The sequence below is a fragment of the Sphingobacterium sp. G1-14 genome, from assembly GCF_002196555.1.
Taxonomy (GTDB): Bacteria; Bacteroidota; Bacteroidia; order Sphingobacteriales; family Sphingobacteriaceae; genus Sphingobacterium; species Sphingobacterium siyangense.
Genome location: NZ_CP021381.1, coordinates 1,654,646 through 1,675,395, shown reverse-complemented (window position 1 = coordinate 1,675,395; position 20,750 = coordinate 1,654,646). Strand labels below are relative to the sequence as shown.

Genomic DNA, 20,750 nt, shown 5'->3' with positions numbered 1-20,750 from the left:
ATCTTTGCCGCCATGAAAAAAATTGCCGACTACCGGAAGTTACTTAACGTAGAGAAATCTGTGGATCTTAAAACCCTAAAATCTACCTACCGGACAATCATGAAAGAATGTCATCCAGATAAATTTGTCAATGATGAAGAAGGTCGTTTGGCTGCAGAGCAAAAAAGTGTGGAAATGATTGAAGCCTACCATTTCCTGGTAAGCATCTGTCCAGAAACATTAGAGCAACAGTTGCCGATCTACACGGAGACAATTACCAATTCTGGCATTCAGGATATTGACTGGAAAGCACAAATATTGACAGTCACTTTTCATGACGGCAGTCAATATGAATATTTCGGTGTTCAGCGGAATGACTATATTAAATTTGTCAACGCAGATTCTTTAGGTCGATTTGCCCGTAGACACATCTTCCATTCTTATCCTTACCGCAATGTATTAAAGACTGCGACAGTTGCTTAAACACTGTTCTTTCTCAGCTATACAAAGATAAACGCCCTCTATCAGATTGATATAGGGCGTTTACGTAAAATGTTAAATGTTTAAAAGCTATCTATAGAACAATGCTATTGCCAAATAGTTTTTAGTTTTATAATTTTAGCATAAGACCTGCCATTCCACCTCCATAAAACGTATTTCGGGTACGGTCTCTCCGCCAAGCTTTCCACAATGTACTACCACCATAAATTGAATTCTCGTCTCTTTCCGCATAGTTCAAGCTGGGAGCCACAAATATAGACATGCGCTCACTTAGTTTAAACGCCGGAATTACCCGCAGCGAGGACTGATGATTATCCAGGCTTTTAAATTTCTCTGTCAGATAATTACGTGTAGCTATTTCCGTACGCAGACTAAACTTGGTCCTATTGATCAATACTGCACCTAAACCTGCTTCAAAGGCATATTTATCCGGTCTGTTGCCATCGAGTGCCCTATTGATCGATAATATACTATAGAGTACACGACCACCTGAACGAAATTGTAATCCGAGATAGCTATCCTCATTGACCGCTACTGAAAGACTCTGCTCACCATTTTTAATAAAATTAAGCAGACCAATGGGATAATCACTACTATCGGCAATATTAACGATACCTGCCACCTGAACTCCGCTTACTTTTTTAGCTTTATTAGCGATGCCTGCTAATTGACTTCCAACAGTCGATTCGCTATTGTTAAGTATGCTAGCAAGCTGTGTCGTTCCTGGAGCCTCATTGGCTAAATTTACAACACCAGCGATTTGAACACCTCTAACCGTATCCGCTTTGTTAAAAACACCCGCTATTTGCAGACCTTTCACTTCCCCGGAAACATGGTTTCCCACACCGGCGATCTGTACCCCACTTACATTTTCTCCTACACCATTGAAGACGCCTGCCACTTGCAAACCTTTCATTTCTCCGAACACACGGTTTCCTACACCGGCAAGTTGTACACCACGCACACTTCCCCCAACGGCATTGAAAACACCGCCCATTTGCAAGCCTTGCATATCATATTGATTAATATTAAATACGCCACCAAGCTCAATACCTTTTACCCCCGCAGTAGATCCACCAATAATGTTTATGGAAAATTTATTCACAATTTGCGATTGTATAAAACCATGTGTACTTAATCCCGGTGTCATCGAAATTTGGTATGGGCTATACAAAAACATCCCGCCCAAATTCATACTTTGGATCTTTTGGGCAGGAGACAGAAATACCCGTCCCCAAAAAGATCGATAAAGACCATGATCTTCTTCATACCCTTCAAAATAGCCATATTCACGCTTCTTCTTATCGCCAATTTGCGCTTCTATCGGAAAAATCACCATAACACTGGTGTCCCGAAAAGCCTCCTTACTAACGTTCACTGCAATGAGATTACTTTTTTTCTTTACGTCCAGCTCAAAGTAGCCATTTCGGTCCGTCAACGTAGACAATAAAGCACTTCGATCAAAGATACTGGCATTGGAAATCGGATTATTAGTCCGAATATTTTTGATATACCCCGCTATAACAACTTTGTTTTTATGAGGTGTCTTCACTTCAAACTCCACCGACATCCGCTGAGGTGTATATTGAATAATAATATGCCGTCCAAGTTCTTTAAAACTATATTCCTTGCCCAAAATCCGATCCAGATAATCATACAAATTCCCTTTGAAGGCTTTAGTATGAATCACACTGTCTGTCTGTAGGATATTTCCATTAAAGGAGAACAATACATCCTGCTGCTCCTTCAACAAACGAAAAACTTCACCTACAGTAGTCTCTGGAAAGGCTGGTATTTGAATCGTTGCAGCGAGCTTTTGCTGTGCCCTTCCCAAATGGAACGAACACAGCATTAAAATTAAGAGATAAAGCTCTACCCTCTTTATAAAAAATAGTATCATGTTGTTTTCTATACAATTTTGTTCTGAAAATATATCTATCTGTTGGCTCACCTCGTCAGATGAATCTCGCTGTCTTTCACATTTACGTTTAATCCAAATGTGCTAGAAATGACTTTCAAAATTTCAGTTAAACTATTTTGTTCGAATTTTGCTGTCAATAATAATTTCTGATCAGCAGGATGGTCAATAATAATCTTATACGCATAAGCTTGATTTAGCAGCTCAACAACACGCTGCAATGGGGTATTCTCAAAATCAAACACACGATCCACATAATATTTATAAAACTGATCCTTGACAGGTTCCTTTCCTACTTTTATTGTATCACTATCCCGGATTGTAATCATTTGTTGTGGTCGCAAAAAGACTTCCTTTTTTGCATAACCGACTTTAACCAATCCTGTAGCAACAATAACTTCCGTCGCATCTGATGTTCGGCGCACATTAAAGCTGGTGCCCAATACCGTAATTTTGGTTTTCCCTGTCTCAATGACAAAGGGATGTTTTTTATCCTTGTGGACCTGGAAAAACACTTCCCCTCTTTTCAATGCCACATTTCTATTATTATTGGTCCACCTGCTTGAATAAGCCAGCTCCGTATTTTTATTTAAGGTAACTACCGAACCATCAGGTAGGGAATCTTGGCGCACTTGCTCCATACTCGAAAGAAACATTTCCTCACGATGAGATTGATCAAACACATAGAATCCTACAGCACAAAAGACCAAGATACTTGCTGCTAACCACCAGCTCCATTGAATTACAGAAGTCTTTTTTTGGGGGATTACCGCAGCTTCTGCCGCTCTTTTATCTCGCACAACTTTGAAGTCAGCCCAAGCCTTATCTACGTTCACATCAGGAACATCCAGGGGTTTGGGCAAACTATCCCACATTTTTTTCATTTTTATGTACTCCTCCTTATTGTTAGCGTCTTCTTCTAACCAATCGTGTATCATGATATTCTCTATTTCATTGGTCTCGCCAATGATATATCTTTCTAACAGTTCCTTATTCATAGCGTATAGATAAGAAAGCAAATAATCAATGTTAAATAATCCATAAGTTCGATACGCAAATGCTTCAGTGCCTTGCTCATATGTCCCTCAACAGTTTTAATCGACAGATCCAGGGTTACTGCGATATCCTTATATTTCATTTCCTGAAAACGGCTTAACTCAAAGACCGTACGGCTTTTTTCAGGTAATTCCGCCAATGCGACCTGTAGCTTTTCGTCCAAATCCCGCGTACTTTCATCAACCGCAGGTACAAAATCCTGCCTATGCAGTTCGTGGGATTGATATTTTAGCTTACGTTGCTCTTTTTTCAGCACATTCATACTTTCATTATAAATAGCCCGATATAAATACGCTTTTAATGAAGTATGTATCTGCTCCTCCCAATCGCGTTCCCAAAGCCGCAAAAACACCTGTTGCACAACCTCTTCCGCCACATCACTATCGCCTAGATACCGGTAGGCATAACGATGTAACTCTTTGTAGTGCGCCCGAAAAAGCTGCTCAAAATTCTTTTCTTTATTTTCCGACATTGATCAAATCTGTCTTATTGTTTAAATAATCCACTTTATTAGTAAGACACCCCAATAGACTATTACCCTTACAAATTTTTCACTTTTTTTAATATCAACTTCGATACATCCGCCATATAATTTCAAATCCCTTATTTATACCTATTCGTAATTCTTTTCGTATAGATGCTCAGGCGAGTACATGACATCCTCCCATCGGCCAATGATATTTACCCAAAAAACTTTATAAAAAGGCTTTTGTGACGACTAAAGGTAAGCCATCTATTTTATAAAATATTTTTTTTCTAAGGGTATATGGATTTTCCATTGTCATAAAGGAAAGAACAACATACAATTGATCACAAAAAATAATTTGACAATGAAAACAACATTCAAAGTAGCCCTGTTGGGATTGACATTATTAGGAATTGCAGGTACTACACAAGCGCAAGATATCACTTATGGTTTACAGGTCGGAAGCAACTATCATATGAGTTCCTTTGGCAACAAGTCTGTCAAAGATAATAATGGCAAAGTCGGCGTATCTGTAGCAGGATTTGCCCGTATTGGAGATCGCGTTTTCTTCCAGCCCGGAATCGGTGCCAGTCTGTTGCGTAAAGAATATACCTTCGAAAATGTGCAGAAAACACCTAAATTCTATCAAATAAATCTACCATTACAGGTCGGTTATAAATTTTTGGAAAATGGCGACTTCAACCTCCGTGGGCTATTGGGCCCGCAGTTAAACTATGATGTAAAAACAGTGAAGTCCAGCGCAAATACCGATTATAAGAAATTTTCATTTGATGGTAGAGTGGGGATCGGTGTAGATATCAGTCACCTTACATTAGATGCTTATTACAGCCATGGTTTTACGAGTATCGACAAGACCTTAGACGCAAAAAATAAAACAATCGGCATTATGGTCGGTTATAAGTTCTAATCAGCATCTATTAACTAAGAAAAACGCCATTCGATTTAAAATGGCGTTTTTTCGTATTTACATTTTATTTTTTGTCAATAATTACTATTTTAGCCCTACAAAAAAATTATTCCGGCTAATCGTCCTATTTAAATACGACTTTCAATCAAATTGGAATAAACGGGATGTAGCGTAGCCCGGTATCGCGCCAGCATGGGGTGCTGGAGGTCGTCGGTTCAAATCCGGCCATCCCGACGGGAGAAGCTCTAACGAATGTTAGGGCTTTTTTTATCTAAGCTAGTACAGAACCTACTACCCGGCCCCATATGATACGTTTCGATCTCAAAATAATTCTTTACATTTGCACTATGAAAATGACTGTAATGTTATAACACCCTTTTCTTGCTTAGTTCTTAAGCATGGCGCTGTGTACTATCCACATAGCGTAGATTTCTATTTTAAAATTTTATTCATTATCTAAACAAATAGGTCAATACGCAATTATTGTCCCTAAATAGGTTATATATCAAAAGAATTATGTCAGAAATACTAAGTAAAAAGGAAATAGAGCAATTCATTCTTAGTGGCTTTGTTCGCATTGAAAATGCATTTTCAAAAGAAACAGCGGATGCAGTTTTAGATATCCTATGGAATGACCTTCCCTGTGAAAGGTCTAATCCGCAAACTTGGACCGAACCAGTTATACGCTTGGGTATGTATACTCAACCACCTTTTATCGAATCATTAAATACAAAAAAAATACATTTAATTTTTGATCAATTGGTGGGTAAAGACAGGTGGATACCCTGTCGAAATGTGGGTACGTTCCCTATAAGGTTTCCATCTATCCAGAAACCAAATGATACGGGTAAGCACGTCGACGCAAGTTTCGCTGGCCATGACCCGAACAATTATTTTGAGTGGCGCGTCAATGTCAAATCAAAGGGTCGAGCCTTATTAATGCTTGTGTTGTATTCGGAGGTAAGCGAAAATGATGCGCCTACGATCATATATGAAGGTTCTCACATCGATGTGGCAAAGCTCTTAGCGAAGGAGGGAGAGTTTGGTCTTTCATTTATGCAGCTTGCGAATAAGTTGGACGAGCTGCCCAAAAGGAAAGAGGTGTATGCAACGGGTAAAGCAGGTACAGTTTATCTTTGCCATCCGTTTCTAGTCCATTCAGCTCAACCACACAGTGGAACTCTTCCTAATTTTATGGCACAACCGCCCTTGCTGTTGAGGGGGGAATTGGCAATCTCGGATTCCACAGAAGGATATACTCCAGTCGAACAGGCTATCCGTTTAGGATTAGAATAGTCCAGGACATCCTACTAAAAGTGGTCGCAAAAGCAACCACTTTTTATTATTATCACCAGATACGGGCTAAATAATCAACGAATCAGAATAACCGTTGATCCTGTTCAAAATAGATTTTTCGGATCAATACAGGCCAATAACTTGCAAGGGTTCCTTCTTTAATCTGCATGAAAAGATCATGATCCGAAGGAATCATTCCTTTTAAATCATCCTTCTTCGCGGCAGATCCTTCCCCTTTCGACAGCTTTAATTGTTCTTCTGCAAGTTTTCGAAGCATCAGTTCATACCTATTTTTTGAAGGTTTACTCTGGGCAATTTTTTTCAAAAGATCTGGATTTCCCTGATTATTCCCTTGCTGCAAATGCAGTTCAAGCCAGTCGGCCAATATTTCATTTTTTTCATCGGCATAAGGCTCCCCAACGCCCAAATTCATAGGCCATAATCTCGATTCCGCAATTTTCAACTTTGCCTCTTTATATTTTTTTTCAAGGATAAATTGGTAGGCCAACATTAATTTGGTCTGTACATAATACCGATGGCCTTCAGTTGCGCCTTCAAATGGAAGTATGGTCACCTCTTCCAATTCTTTCTCAGCCCGCATGTATTCTTTCCCCAATAACAATGTACGTACCTGTGCCAAGGTTAGTATATAATTCTTCGGAAATTTGCGATGATATGCTGTACTCACCTTAAGGGCTTCTTTATAAGACTGACTATTGTTTAGGAGCTCCACCAAATGTAGCCCATATCGCCATTCTTGTGGTTCCATCAAGGTTGCCTGCTGCATCATCTGTACCGCCAGATCTATACGGCTCGTATCTTGCAAACTTGATTTCAGCGCATAATAGGCGGCAAAATCTGTTGGCTCCTGCGCTACTGCCGACAAAATTTCTCTTGCTTTTTGGGGCTGATTCCTGAAACGATACAATAGTGCAGTCAGATAATCGATCGTCCAACTTTTACTGTTCTCTTTTGCCCATTGGAATACTTGGTTACTTTCTTCTCGAAATGGGAAGACAAAAGCTGGCTTACTTTGCGTTGCCTGATTTAACCATTCCTGACTGATCGACTTATTCGATCGTGTCAGCCAAGCTAGCCAAATTAATGCTTCCGTATTCTTCTGTCCCGAGCGGAGTAGATCGGTGGCCGATTCAAACTCTCCAAGATCAGCATACCATATCGCCAGTTCCATCAGCTTTTCAGCGGCAAACTCTTGCCGGGATGAAAATGTCTTCTTTTCCTCAAATTGGAGAAAGGCATTAAACGGATCATATTGGAGAATTGTCTGACGGGAAAGACGATCTGTTACAGCTCCTTTTTTGTGCTGAACCAACACGTCCATCTGCAAGGCATCTATATTTAGCGGATTGGCAACCACAGCTTTTGCGATATAATCCCCTGCACGTTCATATTGTTTAATCCGATAGTAATATTTGGCCATTTGCACAAAGGAAGCACTTCGCCAAGTTGGATTTAATGAAGCGACTTCAAAACCATCTAAAGCATCGTTATCTTTTTTTAGCTTAATCGCTGCCAAACCATAGTAATAATTTGCCTGTGCTTCATAAGTATCCATAGACAATGCTTGCCGGGCATAGGCATAACATTGCTGATATTCCATTTTAAACCAGGCCAGTTTGGCCATTTCAAGGTAGGTCTGCGAAGTAGCGCCATGCTGGATCAGTTCCTTTAATTTTACTTCCGCAAGCGTATATTGCCTAAAGCGAATGAGATCACGTATCTCCAATAATTTGGTCTGCCCCGTATCTAAGCTTACTTCCGTTGAAATTACAGTAGGTCTATTCAGTTTTGACCAAGATGTATCCGTTCTGAGATTAAAATAATCCTGTCCCAATTTCAGATAGCGAGGTCTTGAGTCGGTTGCTACCATCAAGGATAATTTGGTAGGTTCGCCCAATTGGGCTTCAATAAAACTTCGATTTAATACACTACCTATGCTATCAAGCACATATATACTATCTTTTAAAGGTCGCTTTGGATCAAGATCCAATAATAGCTTATTGTTCTCACGTTTTATCTGAATTGCTGCTGACAGTTGTATCTCCTTCGGTTTTCCTATCCCTGAAAATGGCATCCAGTATTCCGTCCAACTGTCACTTTGATAAGGAGCAAATCCAAGTTGTTTAAAGGGGGTCTGGCTGCTGGAAGGAACATTTTGATTGAACAGGCGTCCACTTTGGATTTCCACATATTGCCCACTCTGATCAGTCAGTAAATTTTCCCAGATCTTGCCATCTCCAGCCTGCGACCAAAGAAATATCTTTTTCCCTAATTTATCTTCACGGAGGGCATAACGGGCCATTCCATAATTATGATCTGTATAGTAAACCCCGAAAGCATTACTATGCGCGCCCAATACATGATATGATTTAGAACTGCCAAAAGCATTTTCGCTATAGTTAGAAAGATCCCGTCCCTGGCTATCGATAGGCCAGGCATGCGCATCCCCATCATGACCGATATATTGATTTCCGGGATACAAAAACTTCAGATCTTGTCCCGCAGCAACACCCAGATTCATCCAGGTATAATAAGGTTGTTCAACCGCATTGGCATTATACCAAAAGGAGCGTGTAGAAAAATAACCTTTGTCTTTTTCTAATCGGATCTCCAAGGTCCAGTTACTACGGCTCAGCATATCATAAGCGTGGATAAAGCAACTTACGCTTCCATCCGCATTTTCCTGCGTAAGGTAATCGACCGGTGTAGACGTATTGGGCGTGTGTCCAATAACACCATAATTAGCTTCGATACCACCACTCGTCCATGGTCCCCGCATGGCAATATCCCTAAATTTCACAACGCCATTGTTGTAAATATAGTCCCGCTTATTGACCTTATCATAGGCCGACCAAATTTTCCCACCGATCTCTGGCATCACCTGTACCCGAATATAATCGTTTTCCAGGATAACGGTTTTCCAGTCCTTTTCAATAGCCGTATTTGTAAAACCGTCAAAGCGGAAATAAGGATACAACTTTTGAGCTGAAGCTATGGGATCCGGATCCGTAAAGGGATAGGTTACATAACGTTTCTTAAGCTCAGAAACCTTTGCCGGATGCTGTGCAAAAACTCCGAGCACACAGCTGCCCATTGCCCATAACATAATCCACTTTTTCATTGGCGTTTTAATTTAAAAATTTCACAATTTTAATGGCATTCCCCAAATCGTTGATTTGTCCGATCTGATTAAATCCGTCATGTAAGCCATTACTTCACCGAACTTCAACATAAATGAATCTATCATAGGTTATTTGCATCTTTGCATCAACAAAAAGCCTATGATAAATTGCATCTTGTAGCAATATCGTACTGCTATTCAATAATCAACAAAAGTCCTTTATTCTTTGCTACCGGAATCGCATCGCCTAATTTATACTGCGCTCCCTTTTGAAAATTAGGGATTAATGGTGCGGATAATTTTGCCTTTCCAGAATCAATCCCCAATTTTTCCCAGTCAATGGCCAATTTTACATCCACATCACCATCCGCCCAGCTAGCGATAGCTACTATCGCCTTGCCCGCACGGCTATAAACAGTTGTAAGAACCTTATCATGATCGGTTTTAACAGGAATATTTGGCGACCAATAACCTATCATTTTACTCCCTTTGATGCCAAATTGATCCCACGCTCTCCATAGATCAGCAGGTGTCAATTTTTGGTAAGGCATCCTATTGGTCATGCCATAGAGCATACCCCGCCAAGGATTTCCACCATCCTGTAGCATTTCACCCATTAAACCAAACGGAATGCCGCTCACCTCGGTAAGGAAAAAATCGGGTTGGTTATTCTCGTAGTCAAAGTATTCACCAAACCATAATCTATTGATGTACGGAAAATGCTCCAGATACAGATTCGCGCTATTATTGAATCCATCACTTTTATTATATTGATTTGCCGAATGCAAATCGATCAGACCAGGTTTGCCATTTTTTGTCAGTACACGTTTTATTCTTTTCATGGTTACCCGATCGAAGGCAACATCATCCAAATAAATCCCATCGATACCGATATGATCTACCAGCCAATTCATGCCTTCCACGTAATAATTGTGCCATCTATTCATTCCGCTATTGATAATAGCCGCGTCTTTAAATTGGGGAACATACCATGCAGCGATATAATTTTTACCCACATGCTCCTGCAACCAGGAATATCCGCCTCCTTTTCCAGGTGAAAACACCTCAGTGCCCAGGCTACGCAATGGATAGAGCTCATAAACCCGATTTGAAACCTCACGAACGGTATTGTAGATCTTGACCTTTAACCCCTTGTCATGTGCCTGATCGATATATTGCTTCATTTCTTTTGTCGCAATAAACGGATAATTGATATATGGATTTATTTCATTTCCATGATGGATATTTATGACATTAGATCCACTTGCAACAACAGAATCAACGGGTTTATAGGCATGGTAATACCGTTCATTCCATTGCGCTTCCGTATTGATCGGGTGAAAAGGGGTAATTAGCAGGTTAAAATTGAAATAAAGCACATCGCCTTTTTTGAGTTCACGGGCTCCGCTGTAACTATTGACCAAAACCGATTTTCCTTTCAGTCCAATATCAATTCCCCCTTTATTTTCATTACCCCAGGACTGTGGCAGCACAAGTGGCTTTTGAAGATAAAAATTCGTATTGAGCGGCCGAGAATAATGCTCGTCACGGAGTGAAAACTGGAGTCCGGCATCTACAGCACCTATCCAACCACCATCCTGATTTTTATGGGCTACATCCCATTTCCAGGTAAGCTGTTCGGGCCTCTTTCCTCCCTTTTGCCCGAGTCCCATAAAATAATCCGTCTTATCGGGCATCATCGGGATATGCATCGTGGCATCTTTTAATGACAGATCCTTTAGCGCCGTCAGCTTGACCACATAATGCATATAACCATCAAATTCCAATTTACCCTCTACTTCCATTGTCAGATCGGAAGACTCATTTTTGGCCGTCCAACTATATTCACCGTCACTTTTGGTTTCAAATCGGATCCCGCTTGGTTTAAGTTGAATTTCCTTTCCGTCTGAAGCACTATAAAAATGAAAATGAAGCGGTTCAAATAAGAGATTATTCGCCTTGGATGATATTTCAGTCAATTCGGGCGTAAAAAACGTACTGATCTGTTTTGGAAAACCACTCGCATGGAGTGTCACCTCTCGGCCTAAAATATGCAAAGTAGAATCTGCTTTTAATTCAATAGCTGTATAAGGCGCGACCACTGTATTTTTTTGAGCCAATGTCGAATTGAGCCATGGTAGTCGCGTCATTTTCCAAGGTTGATCAACACCGGATACATCACCTGAAGCATCTGAAACCCTTATTTCCACATTGACCTGTTTTGCTACCGCATTTTTTGGCTTTACGGTAACCACGCCATGGTAAGTTCCGCTTGCAGTGACCTCCGGAATCTGTATACCACACCACAGGGCCTGAACCTTATCTTTTGGTATATCAACCTGGAGTGCCATTGCTTTTCCGGTATAATCCGTACCTTGGGTATTGATACAATTCAGGCTATTCGCGGGAATAATCGCCCCATCACTTGCTTTAAAATCCGAGAATGAAATTTGGATTTCATGGAGGTCCTGCTTTGGAGACCATAACCCGAGTTGAAATGCATAAAATTCACCTTTCTGCCCTGTGCCCTGCAACTTAGTCATGGCTTTACCTTTCATAAGCCAGCGTTGCGGAAGATTGCTTTCCATTTTAATCGGAAACTCCCGCAATTCAGGAAAAAGATAATAAGCGGCATTCGCATTTCTGCTCACAAAGCCTCGCACTTCTTCGGCACTCGCGATCAGTTCCATCGGATCGTTACTATTGTATTTATCTACGGCATCAAAGCGTGCAACAGTAACTCCTTTTGAGTTCCCTGCCGCATGCTGTGCTACTTTCGCTGGTGCTGAAACGGCATTTTTAAGATAAATTGCATCCGGATAATTGCGGCTTCGGCCACCCATCTGATACGGTAAATAATAGACATAGTAAACGCCCTTCCCGGAAATCGGCTTAAACCGTAGTCCACCAGATTCCGTATTCATCCAAAGATAAGAGCTGGGTGCGATTTGCTTATTGCTGGCGCTGTCGACGATAATAACTTGCTGATTTGCCTCAACCCAGCGATTTCGCCACGGAATAGTAACCTGCACCTCCTTCTGATCCGTGTTTACCTGCAGCACTGCTCGATGATTACCCAGCTGGTCCGCATCCCACTTTTGTGTTTCCGGAGGATAGGTCAATTGCGCCCGGGCCGAGTTTGCGCATAAGGATACGGCAAGGATAATTGCCAGCTTATAAGAGGCTGTTCTTTTTTTCATGCGAATAGTATTTATTCAAAATATTTTTGTCTTTACCAAGCTTTTCCATAAGCCTGATACGATTTACAAGCTGCACTGCTTCCCCAACATGAGTCCGTAGTGCAGCTACTTTTATTGGTCAATAAGAGGACTAAAATTAAGTTTTATTCCTAACATCTTAACTTAGTTTTGCCTGTATTTATGCCAGGTTTCCTCAGGCACATAAATAGCGCGATACGGAATAAAATAAGCGTTTAATTCCCAAAGAACTTTTCCCGATTTATCCGTCACCAGTACACTACCTGTTTTCGAGCTAGTCTGCAGTAAATTACCATTATCCAGTTCATAGGCACTGCCCATTCTTGCTGTAAACTGCTTTTTCGGAATTGGGGCCGCATAAGCTACTGTTGCCGTTTTATTCTTTTGATCAAGCCTAAAAGCGATCGCCCGAGATTGCTTATTGGCTGTTGTGCTGTCACGCGGAGAAAAATCACCATTGTCAAAAAGCAACAGCTCACCAGTTTTTGTGATATGCGGTGCATGCTGGAAATAAAATAGTTCCTGGTCCTTTAATTTATAATCGCCCCCCTTTCCCAATTTCCAGAGAATATCACCGGTTTTGGCATCAATTTTCCAGACCTGATTTTCAATTGGTGAAGAAGTCAAATAATTATTATCGCGATCGAAGGAAATGGTATTAAAATGAAATCGGTCATGCTTCAGGCTGTCTAATTTTTTATCCTGCTGAATATCCCATTTTTCCCAGGGAGACCATTTCTTCAAGATATTACCGTTTATATCCATCGTCAAAATAGCATCGCCCCAAAGGGTATCTTTTGGATGGTTGGGCCGATCGTCGATCCTAAAATCCCGCACGATACCGACAATATTATTATTGTGATCCATCTGCACGTCATGGTGCATGATGATCCCTTTTTTATCCAAATCGATACGTGCTATTTCTTTACCCGTAAGATCAATTTCAACAAGTACAGTCCCACCGACAAATCCGATACGACCACTTCTTAAATAATAACTTGCATTGGTCGATTTCTTGCTTGGCTGATTGGGTTTGTTGAATTCATCTTTACTCGCTGGAGCCAATAAGGCAAGGATAGTACCCCTTGGGGTCAAAGAGGCAAGACGCACGCCCAGCTTTTCGTCTTGCCAATACCAACGAATCGTCCCCTTGCCGTCCACCATGGCCATGTAGCCCGGAAATCCGCGATAACATAATAATACCATACCATTACCTAGGGCCTTTTCATCATGTGGATGGTCGGCCTTGATCCAGTCGTGCACCATCCATGGCGATTGCGCTCTTGTTTTAAAAGATTGTTCGCTCGATTTTATGGGAATAATCCGGTCTATGATGACCCTAAATTTATAACTTGTATTTGGTTCAAGCGTCATTAACGGAATGTTATGCTGAACAGCAGCATTTGAAACAGTTGTTTTATAAGACTGTTTATCCCCCTCTTTCCAATACTCCACATACACGGCTTCTGCCTTATTTAGTTTCACCTGAATAGCAGCGTTGAGCGGCAAATTATTGGGTGAGCTCACCTCAATATTTTCAATGTCAACCTGATGTGCATAATAATAGTAAGCAGCAAATACTGCTATAGCCACCACAATCAGTGCAATAATTGCTTTAATTGGTTTCATCTGTAAATAATTTCAATTCCACTGGTCTATCAAACAAAGCGCATTACCGACTATAATGCGCTTTAGTTTGGGTTATTTAGGCAATCGCGATGGATTGGCCGTCGTCATTTCTTGATGTAAACGTGCTTCTTCCAATGGATAAGGGAAATAGCGCATGGCTTCAGTGACATTTTCTTTCAGTCCGCGGCCTTTCAAATATGCATTGCTTACTTTTTCATAGCGGCCCAGGCGGATCAGATCCTGACGTCTTTTGTATTCAAAGACAAGCTCAAAACCACGTTCGTCAACAAGCGCATCGATCATTGCCTCCTTACTTGCAGGACTAGGGAAATCAGGATGCTTACCATATTCAGGTGCTCCAGCTCTCTTCCGGACTTCATTGATATAAGGCAATGCTGCAGCGGGTCCGTTCAGTGCATTTTCAATCTCAGCCTTGCACAAAATAACATCCGCCAAACGGAGAACCTGAATCGTGCGCCCATCCAGATAGGAGTTATTGACCATATCATAAGAATACTTTTTCGTCGCAACATTTTGCAGAAATTTTACGGTATCACTTGGCGGAGTAGTCTGTCCTTTAGCAGGCAACATGTAAAAAAATCCATACTTTGTATTTTTGTCCCGTGCAGCCTTTCCGGTGTAATTATAATAGAAAAACTTTTTACGCGGATCGAGATCACTATATTTTCGCCAAAAATCAAGGGAAACACCATAGTACTGCCATCTATCCGGTACCTCAGGGTTGTCGGTCGGACCAAAGTGATTGGTGATCTCGCCTCCATTTAATGTAGGCTCATGCAAGATGCCAAATATCAGCCCCATATCCATTTTATTATTGTCGGACCACTCCTTCTTAAAATCTGGATTCAGCGTGTATACACCTTTATCACGTAACGCTAAAACCTGATCGATATACGTTTTTGCTTTTTCATAATTGTGCGAACGCATATACATCTTTCCCATTAAGGTCAACGCGGCGCCTTTTGTAGCACGGCCAATGCCCAGTTCGTCCGACCATTTCTCCGGCAAGTTATCGATTGCATACTGACAATCTTCAGCAATTTGTGCATCAATTTTCTCTACAGCAACCAAGGGTTCATTGTAGCTTTCCGTCGGATTCTTGACTGTCGTTATCAGTGGTACCGGTCCCCAGGCATCTGTAAGATCCATATAAGATAATGACCGCAAGAACCTGGCCTGTGCGATAATTTTCTTCTTGCGATCGTCGGGAATAGTTACACTCTCAATACGATCAATCAACATATTGGCATTGCTGATCACCTGGTACATATTCTGATAATTAAATTTAAAATACCTGTTATTATCATCATAGGTAAAGTTGCTCATCCGTGTAGGATCACCTGCCGCTGTAGAAAAGCCTATATCCGTTGCGTAATCGGTGATCATCACCAAATAACCCGCATAGTATAAATAGGCATCCCCCGGATAAGGCGATAAACTCGTATAGACACCCGTCAGGGCAGCATTGATATCGCTCTCTGTTGAATAGGCATTTTTTGTCGTCAGATCACTGTATAATTTAGGGTCCAGCTTGGTACAGCTATTCAAGCTGAGGCCCAATACAGCGGCCAAACCCGCCATTCCCAAGATATATTTTATATTATTTTTAAACGTCTTCATGTCATTTCTGATTTAGATATTAGCTATTAAAATGTTGCACTTACACCAAAAGTAAACGAGCGCATCGAGGGATATGAATTAAAATCCAGACCCACCCCTGCATTGGCACTCTGATTATTTCCAGCTCTATTTTTAACCAGCGCATCATTTTCATATCCCTTGGTATCCACCTCAGGATCCCATCCAGAATAATTGCTAATCGTAAATAAGTTTTCCGCCATACCATATACCCGTATCGATTGAACCGCTTTTGTTTTCAATGGAATGGTATAACCCAGCGTCAGATTACGCAACCGCAAAAAGGAAGCATTCTCAATAAAATGGTCATTGATATAGCCACCATAGTTCATGTAGTAGTATCCGTTTCTTGGAATATCCGTATTGGTGTTTGTCGGTGTCCATCGATTTAAAGCTTCTGTGGTACGTTTCCACTCCAGATTCATGCGTGTCATATTGAGCAGATCGTTTCCGACATTCCCATAAATGAAGGCCGTCAGATCAAAGTTTTTATAAGCGAATGTATTGGTCATACCAAAATTGAACTTCGGATAACCACGACCGATGATCGTCCGGTCAGCTGAATTGATTGTACCATCGCCGTTCACATCCGCGAACTTTGGATCGCCGGGTTTCGAATTTGGCTGTGGCGCATAGTTTTCTCCTTGTTGAATAACTCCCAGGTATCTATAGCCAAATAAAGAGCCCAACGATTCCCCGACACGAATAACCGAATAAGCTTCTTCAGAAACATTACCCATTGGTTTTGACGAAGTCAACAATTGCTCAGGCTCTCCACCCAAGCTTGACACCTTATTGCGGTTCATCGCTAAATTCAATTTTGTCTCCCAGGTAAACGCTCCGGTCATATTCTTACTGGTTACAGAAAACTCCAACCCTTTGTTATTCATCGTACCTAGATTGCGCTGTCCGGAGGTATATCCTGTGTAATAAGGCAATATACTCTTAATCAAAAGATCATTGGTTTTCTTATAATAGGCATCTACAGTAAAGGCTAATCGATTTTTAAAAAATGAAAAATCAAGTCCTACGTTATATTGCGTTGTGGATTCCCATTTTAATTTATCGTTTTCAGGATAAGTTGGGTTTTGTTTAACGCCACCCGAATTGGTCACACCATCAAACGTATAGTGACCATTATCCATCAATCCATAAGAAGCATAATCCGCAACGCGATCATTACCCGTCTGTCCGTAACCCAACCTAAATTTTAGATCCGAAAATAACTGCTGCTCTTTCATGAAATCCTCATTGTTGACCTTCCATGCAAAAGCTGCTGAAGGAAAGGTTCCCCAACGATGGTTGGGACTAAAGCGCGATGATCCATCACGACGTAAGGTTGCAGTCAACAGGTACTTATCAGCATAGGCGTAATTTACCCGCCCGAAAAAAGAGATGACCAAGTTCTCTGCTTTAGCAGAATTTACTCCCGTAATACTAGAGGCCATTCCTAAATTATTGTATTCCAGCAGATCCGTTGAAAAACCTTTCACATTGATCCCCTTATTGTTGCGCACATATTTCTCATACGAATAGCCCCCCATCACACTCAAATTGTGTTTCTCATTAAACACCTTCGCATAGGTGGCATAAAAATCAATCAGGTTATGGGTTTCATTATAATCGGCCTGACTTGCCACACCATCATCTATCCCACCCTGATAAGAGTCTCTAGTCAGATAACTGCCCAATTGATCATGCGTTATTTCTGTTCCTGCATCCATGCGCAAAGTCAGTTCCTTGATCGGATTTACCTCAAGAAAAATATTTCCATTCAACTTGTCCCTTTGCACATCATTGATCCGTGACATCAGGTTGGCCAAGGGATTGTCACCCTGCCCCCCTGGAGGTCTTCCAAAACTACCGTCTGCATTGTAAACAGGTACCGTCGGATCATAGGTCAATATGCTGTACAAAACATTTGAATTCAGGATATTTCCGTCATACACCTGCATATTCGATTTTTCCCGTTGCGCGGATAGGCTCGCCCCAGTGCGAATATAATCGTTTACCTTTTGATCCACGTTGATACGTCCCGAAATTCGATTAAAGTCTGTCGTCTTCAAAACACCCTTTTGATCAAAATAACCTATGCTCGTCAACACTTTGGTTTTCTCACCACCTCCGGAAAACTGTAAATTATGGTTTTGCAAAATACCGTTCCGCATGGTCTCCTTTACCCAATCCGTATTGACATCAGACTCGAGCTGTGATTTGGTGTAGACTGCATATTCCTGATTTTCTTGCCCCTGAATCTCCTTATAAAGTGCATTGGCAAGATTCATATATTGCTTACCGTCGAGAAAGGTGAACGGTATAATCGGTTTCTGTGTTCCCACATAGCCACTATAGGTAATGTTGTTTTTATCCGTAAGACCACGTTTTGTGGTAATGATAATAACACCATTGGCACCTCTGGAACCGTAGATAGCCGTTGCCGAAGCATCCTTTAAGATATCCATGGAAGCAATATCATCAGGATTGATGTTGATTCCATTATTTGTTGGAAATCCATCGATCACATAGAGTGGATCATTACTTCCACTAATCGAATTGGTTCCGCGAATCCGGATAGACGTGCTACCACCCGGGGCCTTTGAATTCTGGGTTACAACGACACCGGAAGCTTTACCCTGTAGGGCCTGACCTACATTGCTCACCGCTCCTCCTTTCGTTAGCTCGTTGCTGGAAAGCGATGCAATGGCACCTGTCAGATCGCTTTTCTTTTGTTTACCGTATCCGATCACGACAACATCTTCTAGCTGATTCACCTGATCCTCCAAAATAATGGAAAGAGTGGTGGCTCCATCAGCGGAAACCTGCACATTTCGTTCTACATAGCTTTGATACCCGATGTATGAAAAAGTCAGTTCATACCCCTTTCCATTCGGTACATCAGCAAAACGAAAACTCCCATCACTCGCACTCGAGGCTGCTGTTGAAAAACTGCTGCCGGGATTTTTCAAAATTATACTTACCCCTGCCAGCCGTTGCCCCGACGAGTTTTTGATTACACCATTTATTGTTCCCGCTAGACATCGAAAAGATAACAGTGTCAAGACAAGAAAAACAAAAAATGGTTTCTTGGTTAAGTTGAAATTTACCATGATTCTATTTTTTAGGTTTGAGTATATATGTATTATGTTGTTTTTCAAGAATAAACGGATTCACCTCAACAATCAACTGCAGAATAGACGCCGCAAGATCCGTTTTGTCTTTCAGATCCATTGTTGGATTCTTGCTAAACCGCCCCTTTATCCGATAGTTTTTCACGATTAATGAATCATAGGATATAGGTACATCAAGCTCATGATTGATATATTGAATAATATCAGATACAGCGGTTTCTTCCAATTGGAGCCAATTGGCGCTCTGGTGAATTGTTGCCGGATTGCGGTATTGTTTTTCCGTCGCGGAAAGCATAAGCTGGGCTGGTAGACTTTCCCTCGCGCTCATTTTTGGCGTACCTCTGAAATTTGAAACAAGCATCTTGTTCGCCCCGCCAAAATAAATCTGTTGGCCAGGTTTCAAAATGTTTGTCTCTACTACGGACGGTTCTATAGATTCAACGCGAACTTTCCCCTCAAATAATCGGATCAAAACATGTTCAACTGCCGCATTATAATCCACAATGAATTCTGTTCCCAGCGCTGTGGTCATCAACGTGCCGCTTTCGACGATGAAAGGTTTTGAAGGATCCTTTGCTACTTTAAAATTGACTCTTCCACTGAATAGTTTAACCCGTCGAAAATCAAGATCCGGTTTTATACCTAGCTGAATCAGTGCACCGGGTTCCAAGGTTAAAATTGAATTGTCTGCTGCAATAATTTCTTTAGGCTGAGCAGAAGGGTTGTAGTAAATTTCATGAATGAAGCTTGCTGTTTGTATAGGTTTATCGGTTAATGTGCTCAAAAGATTGGATAAAACGAACAGGAAACCAAACAGAACAAATACAGTAATAATTCTCAACAGGCTATCGCCACCACGTTTTGACTTATTTTCCTGATTGATATAGGATACCCAATCATCTTCCGAAATGAGATCGTCCAATAATGTCGGATCGTCATTCAGCCAGGTGAACACAAGTTTCGCTTCCTCAGCAGAACATTCATTCGCCAGGAATTTATTTAATAAGGATTTGCGATTCATAACAGTTTCTATCCTTTTAGCGGGATAGGTATATAACTGTTATACGAATAGTGATGGGCTTGTCCCCTAAGACAACTTAAAAAATTTTTCAATAAATTTCAGGCCAATGCTAACGTGGTTTTCTACAGTCTTCGGGGAGATGGACAATTTGACGGCAATTTCTTTATAACTCAATTCTTCAATTTTATGAAGATAAAACACCTGTTGCCGCATAAAAGGCATTTGTGTAATCAGCTCTTTTACGTATTCTAACTCTCCTTTATAGGCAATTTGTCGTTCAAGATCTTCATATTGGGTCAGTACAAATGGTTTCTCAAACGCTACATATTTTCTATTCAATGCACGCCGGCGCAATTCATCAATCAATTTTGTGCGCGCAATTTGGAAGAGCTGGGTACTGAATTGGATTTGCTGATTCGCATTATTTTTGCGTTCCCAAACAATTAAAAAAGTCTGTTGGACGACATCTTCAGCAAGATTTGAACATTGGGTCTTCTGATACAGAAAATAGTATAATTTCCTGTACCAATAACGATAAGCTAAAAAAAACTCTTTTTCGTTAGTAGGTGCCCGCTGTAGGATTTTATTAATCATAATCTACATTTAGATAGTCTTGTTTCAATGCTGTTATCCTTTTCACAAAGAATATCGAAATTGGTATCTGACAGAATTTCAATTTGATCCATCAATATGACCCATGCTTTTTGGCTAGTTATCCACCTCTAAAGTGATTATTTTTTATCAAAAAAACAAGACAATATTTTTCAATAAAGCAATTGCTTCTATCTCTATTTTAAGCACCTTCTTTC

At 40.9% G+C, this 20,750-nt stretch carries 13 protein-coding genes and 1 tRNA gene; 4 read left to right on the top strand and 10 right to left on the bottom strand.

What is annotated here, in order from left to right; all coding sequences use genetic code 11:
- Window positions 1-12: 12 nt before the first annotated feature.
- Window positions 13-462: a KTSC domain-containing protein gene (locus CBM24_RS06960; protein WP_088160655.1), complete on the top strand. Its 450-nt coding sequence runs from the start codon at window positions 13-15 to the stop codon at window positions 460-462.
- A gap of 127 nt (window positions 463-589) precedes the next feature.
- On the opposite strand, the gene CBM24_RS06955 is transcribed toward CBM24_RS06960, so the two are convergent.
- Genes CBM24_RS06955 through CBM24_RS06945 form a run of 3 tightly spaced genes read right to left on the bottom strand, consistent with a single transcriptional unit; the run spans window position 590 to window position 3,926 of the window.
- Window positions 590-2,380, bottom strand: coding sequence for a carboxypeptidase-like regulatory domain-containing protein (locus tag CBM24_RS06955; protein ID WP_145327596.1), 1,791 nt, complete (start codon window positions 2,378-2,380; stop codon window positions 590-592).
- Between the two features lie 47 nt (window positions 2,381-2,427).
- Complete coding sequence (locus tag CBM24_RS06950; RefSeq protein ID WP_088160653.1) at window positions 2,428-3,396, bottom strand: FecR family protein; 969 nt, start codon at window positions 3,394-3,396, stop codon at window positions 2,428-2,430.
- The gene (locus CBM24_RS06945; protein ID WP_075991645.1) at window positions 3,393-3,926 is read right to left on the bottom strand and encodes an RNA polymerase sigma-70 factor; all 534 of its coding nucleotides are present in this window, start codon (window positions 3,924-3,926) and stop codon (window positions 3,393-3,395) included. The genes CBM24_RS06950 and CBM24_RS06945 overlap by 4 nt, the downstream gene beginning before the upstream one ends.
- A 358-nt stretch (window positions 3,927-4,284) precedes the next feature.
- On the opposite strand from CBM24_RS06945, the gene CBM24_RS06940 reads away from it, so the two are divergent.
- The 3 genes from CBM24_RS06940 (at window position 4,285) to CBM24_RS06930 (ending at window position 6,144) form a co-directional block, all read left to right on the top strand.
- The gene (locus tag CBM24_RS06940; RefSeq protein WP_088160652.1) at window positions 4,285-4,848 is read left to right on the top strand and encodes a porin family protein; all 564 of its coding nucleotides are present in this window, start codon (window positions 4,285-4,287) and stop codon (window positions 4,846-4,848) included.
- Window positions 4,849-5,008: 160 nt separating this feature from the next.
- Window positions 5,009-5,082 (top strand) — tRNA-Pro (locus tag CBM24_RS06935).
- Window positions 5,083-5,364: 282 nt separating this feature from the next.
- Window positions 5,365-6,144, top strand: a complete 780-nt coding sequence (locus CBM24_RS06930; RefSeq protein ID WP_088160651.1) for a phytanoyl-CoA dioxygenase — start codon at window positions 5,365-5,367, stop codon at window positions 6,142-6,144.
- Window positions 6,145-6,226: 82 nt separating this feature from the next.
- On the opposite strand, the gene CBM24_RS06925 is transcribed toward CBM24_RS06930, so the two are convergent.
- From CBM24_RS06925 to CBM24_RS06895, 7 genes are all read right to left on the bottom strand, one after another.
- Window positions 6,227-9,286 carry a DUF5107 domain-containing protein gene (locus CBM24_RS06925; RefSeq protein WP_088160650.1) on the bottom strand — a complete coding sequence of 1,020 codons (3,060 nt, stop codon included), beginning with the start codon at window positions 9,284-9,286 and terminating at the stop codon, window positions 6,227-6,229.
- A 194-nt stretch (window positions 9,287-9,480) separates the two neighbouring features.
- Window positions 9,481-12,486 carry a glycoside hydrolase domain-containing protein gene (locus tag CBM24_RS06920; protein WP_088160649.1) on the bottom strand — a complete coding sequence of 1,002 codons (3,006 nt, stop codon included), beginning with the start codon at window positions 12,484-12,486 and terminating at the stop codon, window positions 9,481-9,483.
- Window positions 12,487-12,648: 162 nt separating this feature from the next.
- Window positions 12,649-14,133: an aryl-sulfate sulfotransferase gene (locus CBM24_RS06915; protein WP_088160648.1), complete on the bottom strand. Its 1,485-nt coding sequence runs from the start codon at window positions 14,131-14,133 to the stop codon at window positions 12,649-12,651.
- Between the two features lie 72 nt (window positions 14,134-14,205).
- Window positions 14,206-15,774 (bottom strand): RagB/SusD family nutrient uptake outer membrane protein, encoded by a 1,569-nt coding sequence (locus CBM24_RS06910; RefSeq protein WP_198386053.1) that lies wholly within the window; start codon window positions 15,772-15,774, stop codon window positions 14,206-14,208.
- A gap of 26 nt (window positions 15,775-15,800) precedes the next feature.
- Window positions 15,801-18,899 carry a SusC/RagA family TonB-linked outer membrane protein gene (locus CBM24_RS06905; protein WP_088160647.1) on the bottom strand — a complete coding sequence of 1,033 codons (3,099 nt, stop codon included), beginning with the start codon at window positions 18,897-18,899 and terminating at the stop codon, window positions 15,801-15,803.
- A gap of 4 nt (window positions 18,900-18,903) precedes the next feature.
- Window positions 18,904-19,941, bottom strand: a complete 1,038-nt coding sequence (locus tag CBM24_RS06900) for a FecR family protein (RefSeq protein ID WP_088160646.1) — start codon at window positions 19,939-19,941, stop codon at window positions 18,904-18,906.
- Between the two features lie 66 nt (window positions 19,942-20,007).
- Window positions 20,008-20,535 (bottom strand): RNA polymerase sigma factor, encoded by a 528-nt coding sequence (locus tag CBM24_RS06895; RefSeq protein ID WP_088160645.1) that lies wholly within the window; start codon window positions 20,533-20,535, stop codon window positions 20,008-20,010.
- Window positions 20,536-20,750: the final 215 nt, after the last annotated feature.

Coding starts and splice junctions, on each gene's coding strand:
- CBM24_RS06960 (WP_088160655.1), top strand. CDS start 13: ATGAAAAAAATTGCCGACTACCGGAAGTTACTTAACGTAGAGAAATCT.
- CBM24_RS06955 (WP_145327596.1), bottom strand. CDS start 2,380: ATGATACTATTTTTTATAAAGAGGGTAGAGCTTTATCTCTTAATTTTA.
- CBM24_RS06950 (WP_088160653.1), bottom strand. CDS start 3,396: ATGAATAAGGAACTGTTAGAAAGATATATCATTGGCGAGACCAATGAA.
- CBM24_RS06945 (WP_075991645.1), bottom strand. CDS start 3,926: ATGTCGGAAAATAAAGAAAAGAATTTTGAGCAGCTTTTTCGGGCGCAC.
- CBM24_RS06940 (WP_088160652.1), top strand. CDS start 4,285: ATGAAAACAACATTCAAAGTAGCCCTGTTGGGATTGACATTATTAGGA.
- CBM24_RS06930 (WP_088160651.1), top strand. CDS start 5,365: ATGTCAGAAATACTAAGTAAAAAGGAAATAGAGCAATTCATTCTTAGT.
- CBM24_RS06925 (WP_088160650.1), bottom strand. CDS start 9,286: ATGAAAAAGTGGATTATGTTATGGGCAATGGGCAGCTGTGTGCTCGGA.
- CBM24_RS06920 (WP_088160649.1), bottom strand. CDS start 12,486: ATGAAAAAAAGAACAGCCTCTTATAAGCTGGCAATTATCCTTGCCGTA.
- CBM24_RS06915 (WP_088160648.1), bottom strand. CDS start 14,133: ATGAAACCAATTAAAGCAATTATTGCACTGATTGTGGTGGCTATAGCA.
- CBM24_RS06910 (WP_198386053.1), bottom strand. CDS start 15,774: ATGAAGACGTTTAAAAATAATATAAAATATATCTTGGGAATGGCGGGT.
- CBM24_RS06905 (WP_088160647.1), bottom strand. CDS start 18,899: ATGGTAAATTTCAACTTAACCAAGAAACCATTTTTTGTTTTTCTTGTC.
- CBM24_RS06900 (WP_088160646.1), bottom strand. CDS start 19,941: ATGAATCGCAAATCCTTATTAAATAAATTCCTGGCGAATGAATGTTCT.
- CBM24_RS06895 (WP_088160645.1), bottom strand. CDS start 20,535: ATGATTAATAAAATCCTACAGCGGGCACCTACTAACGAAAAAGAGTTT.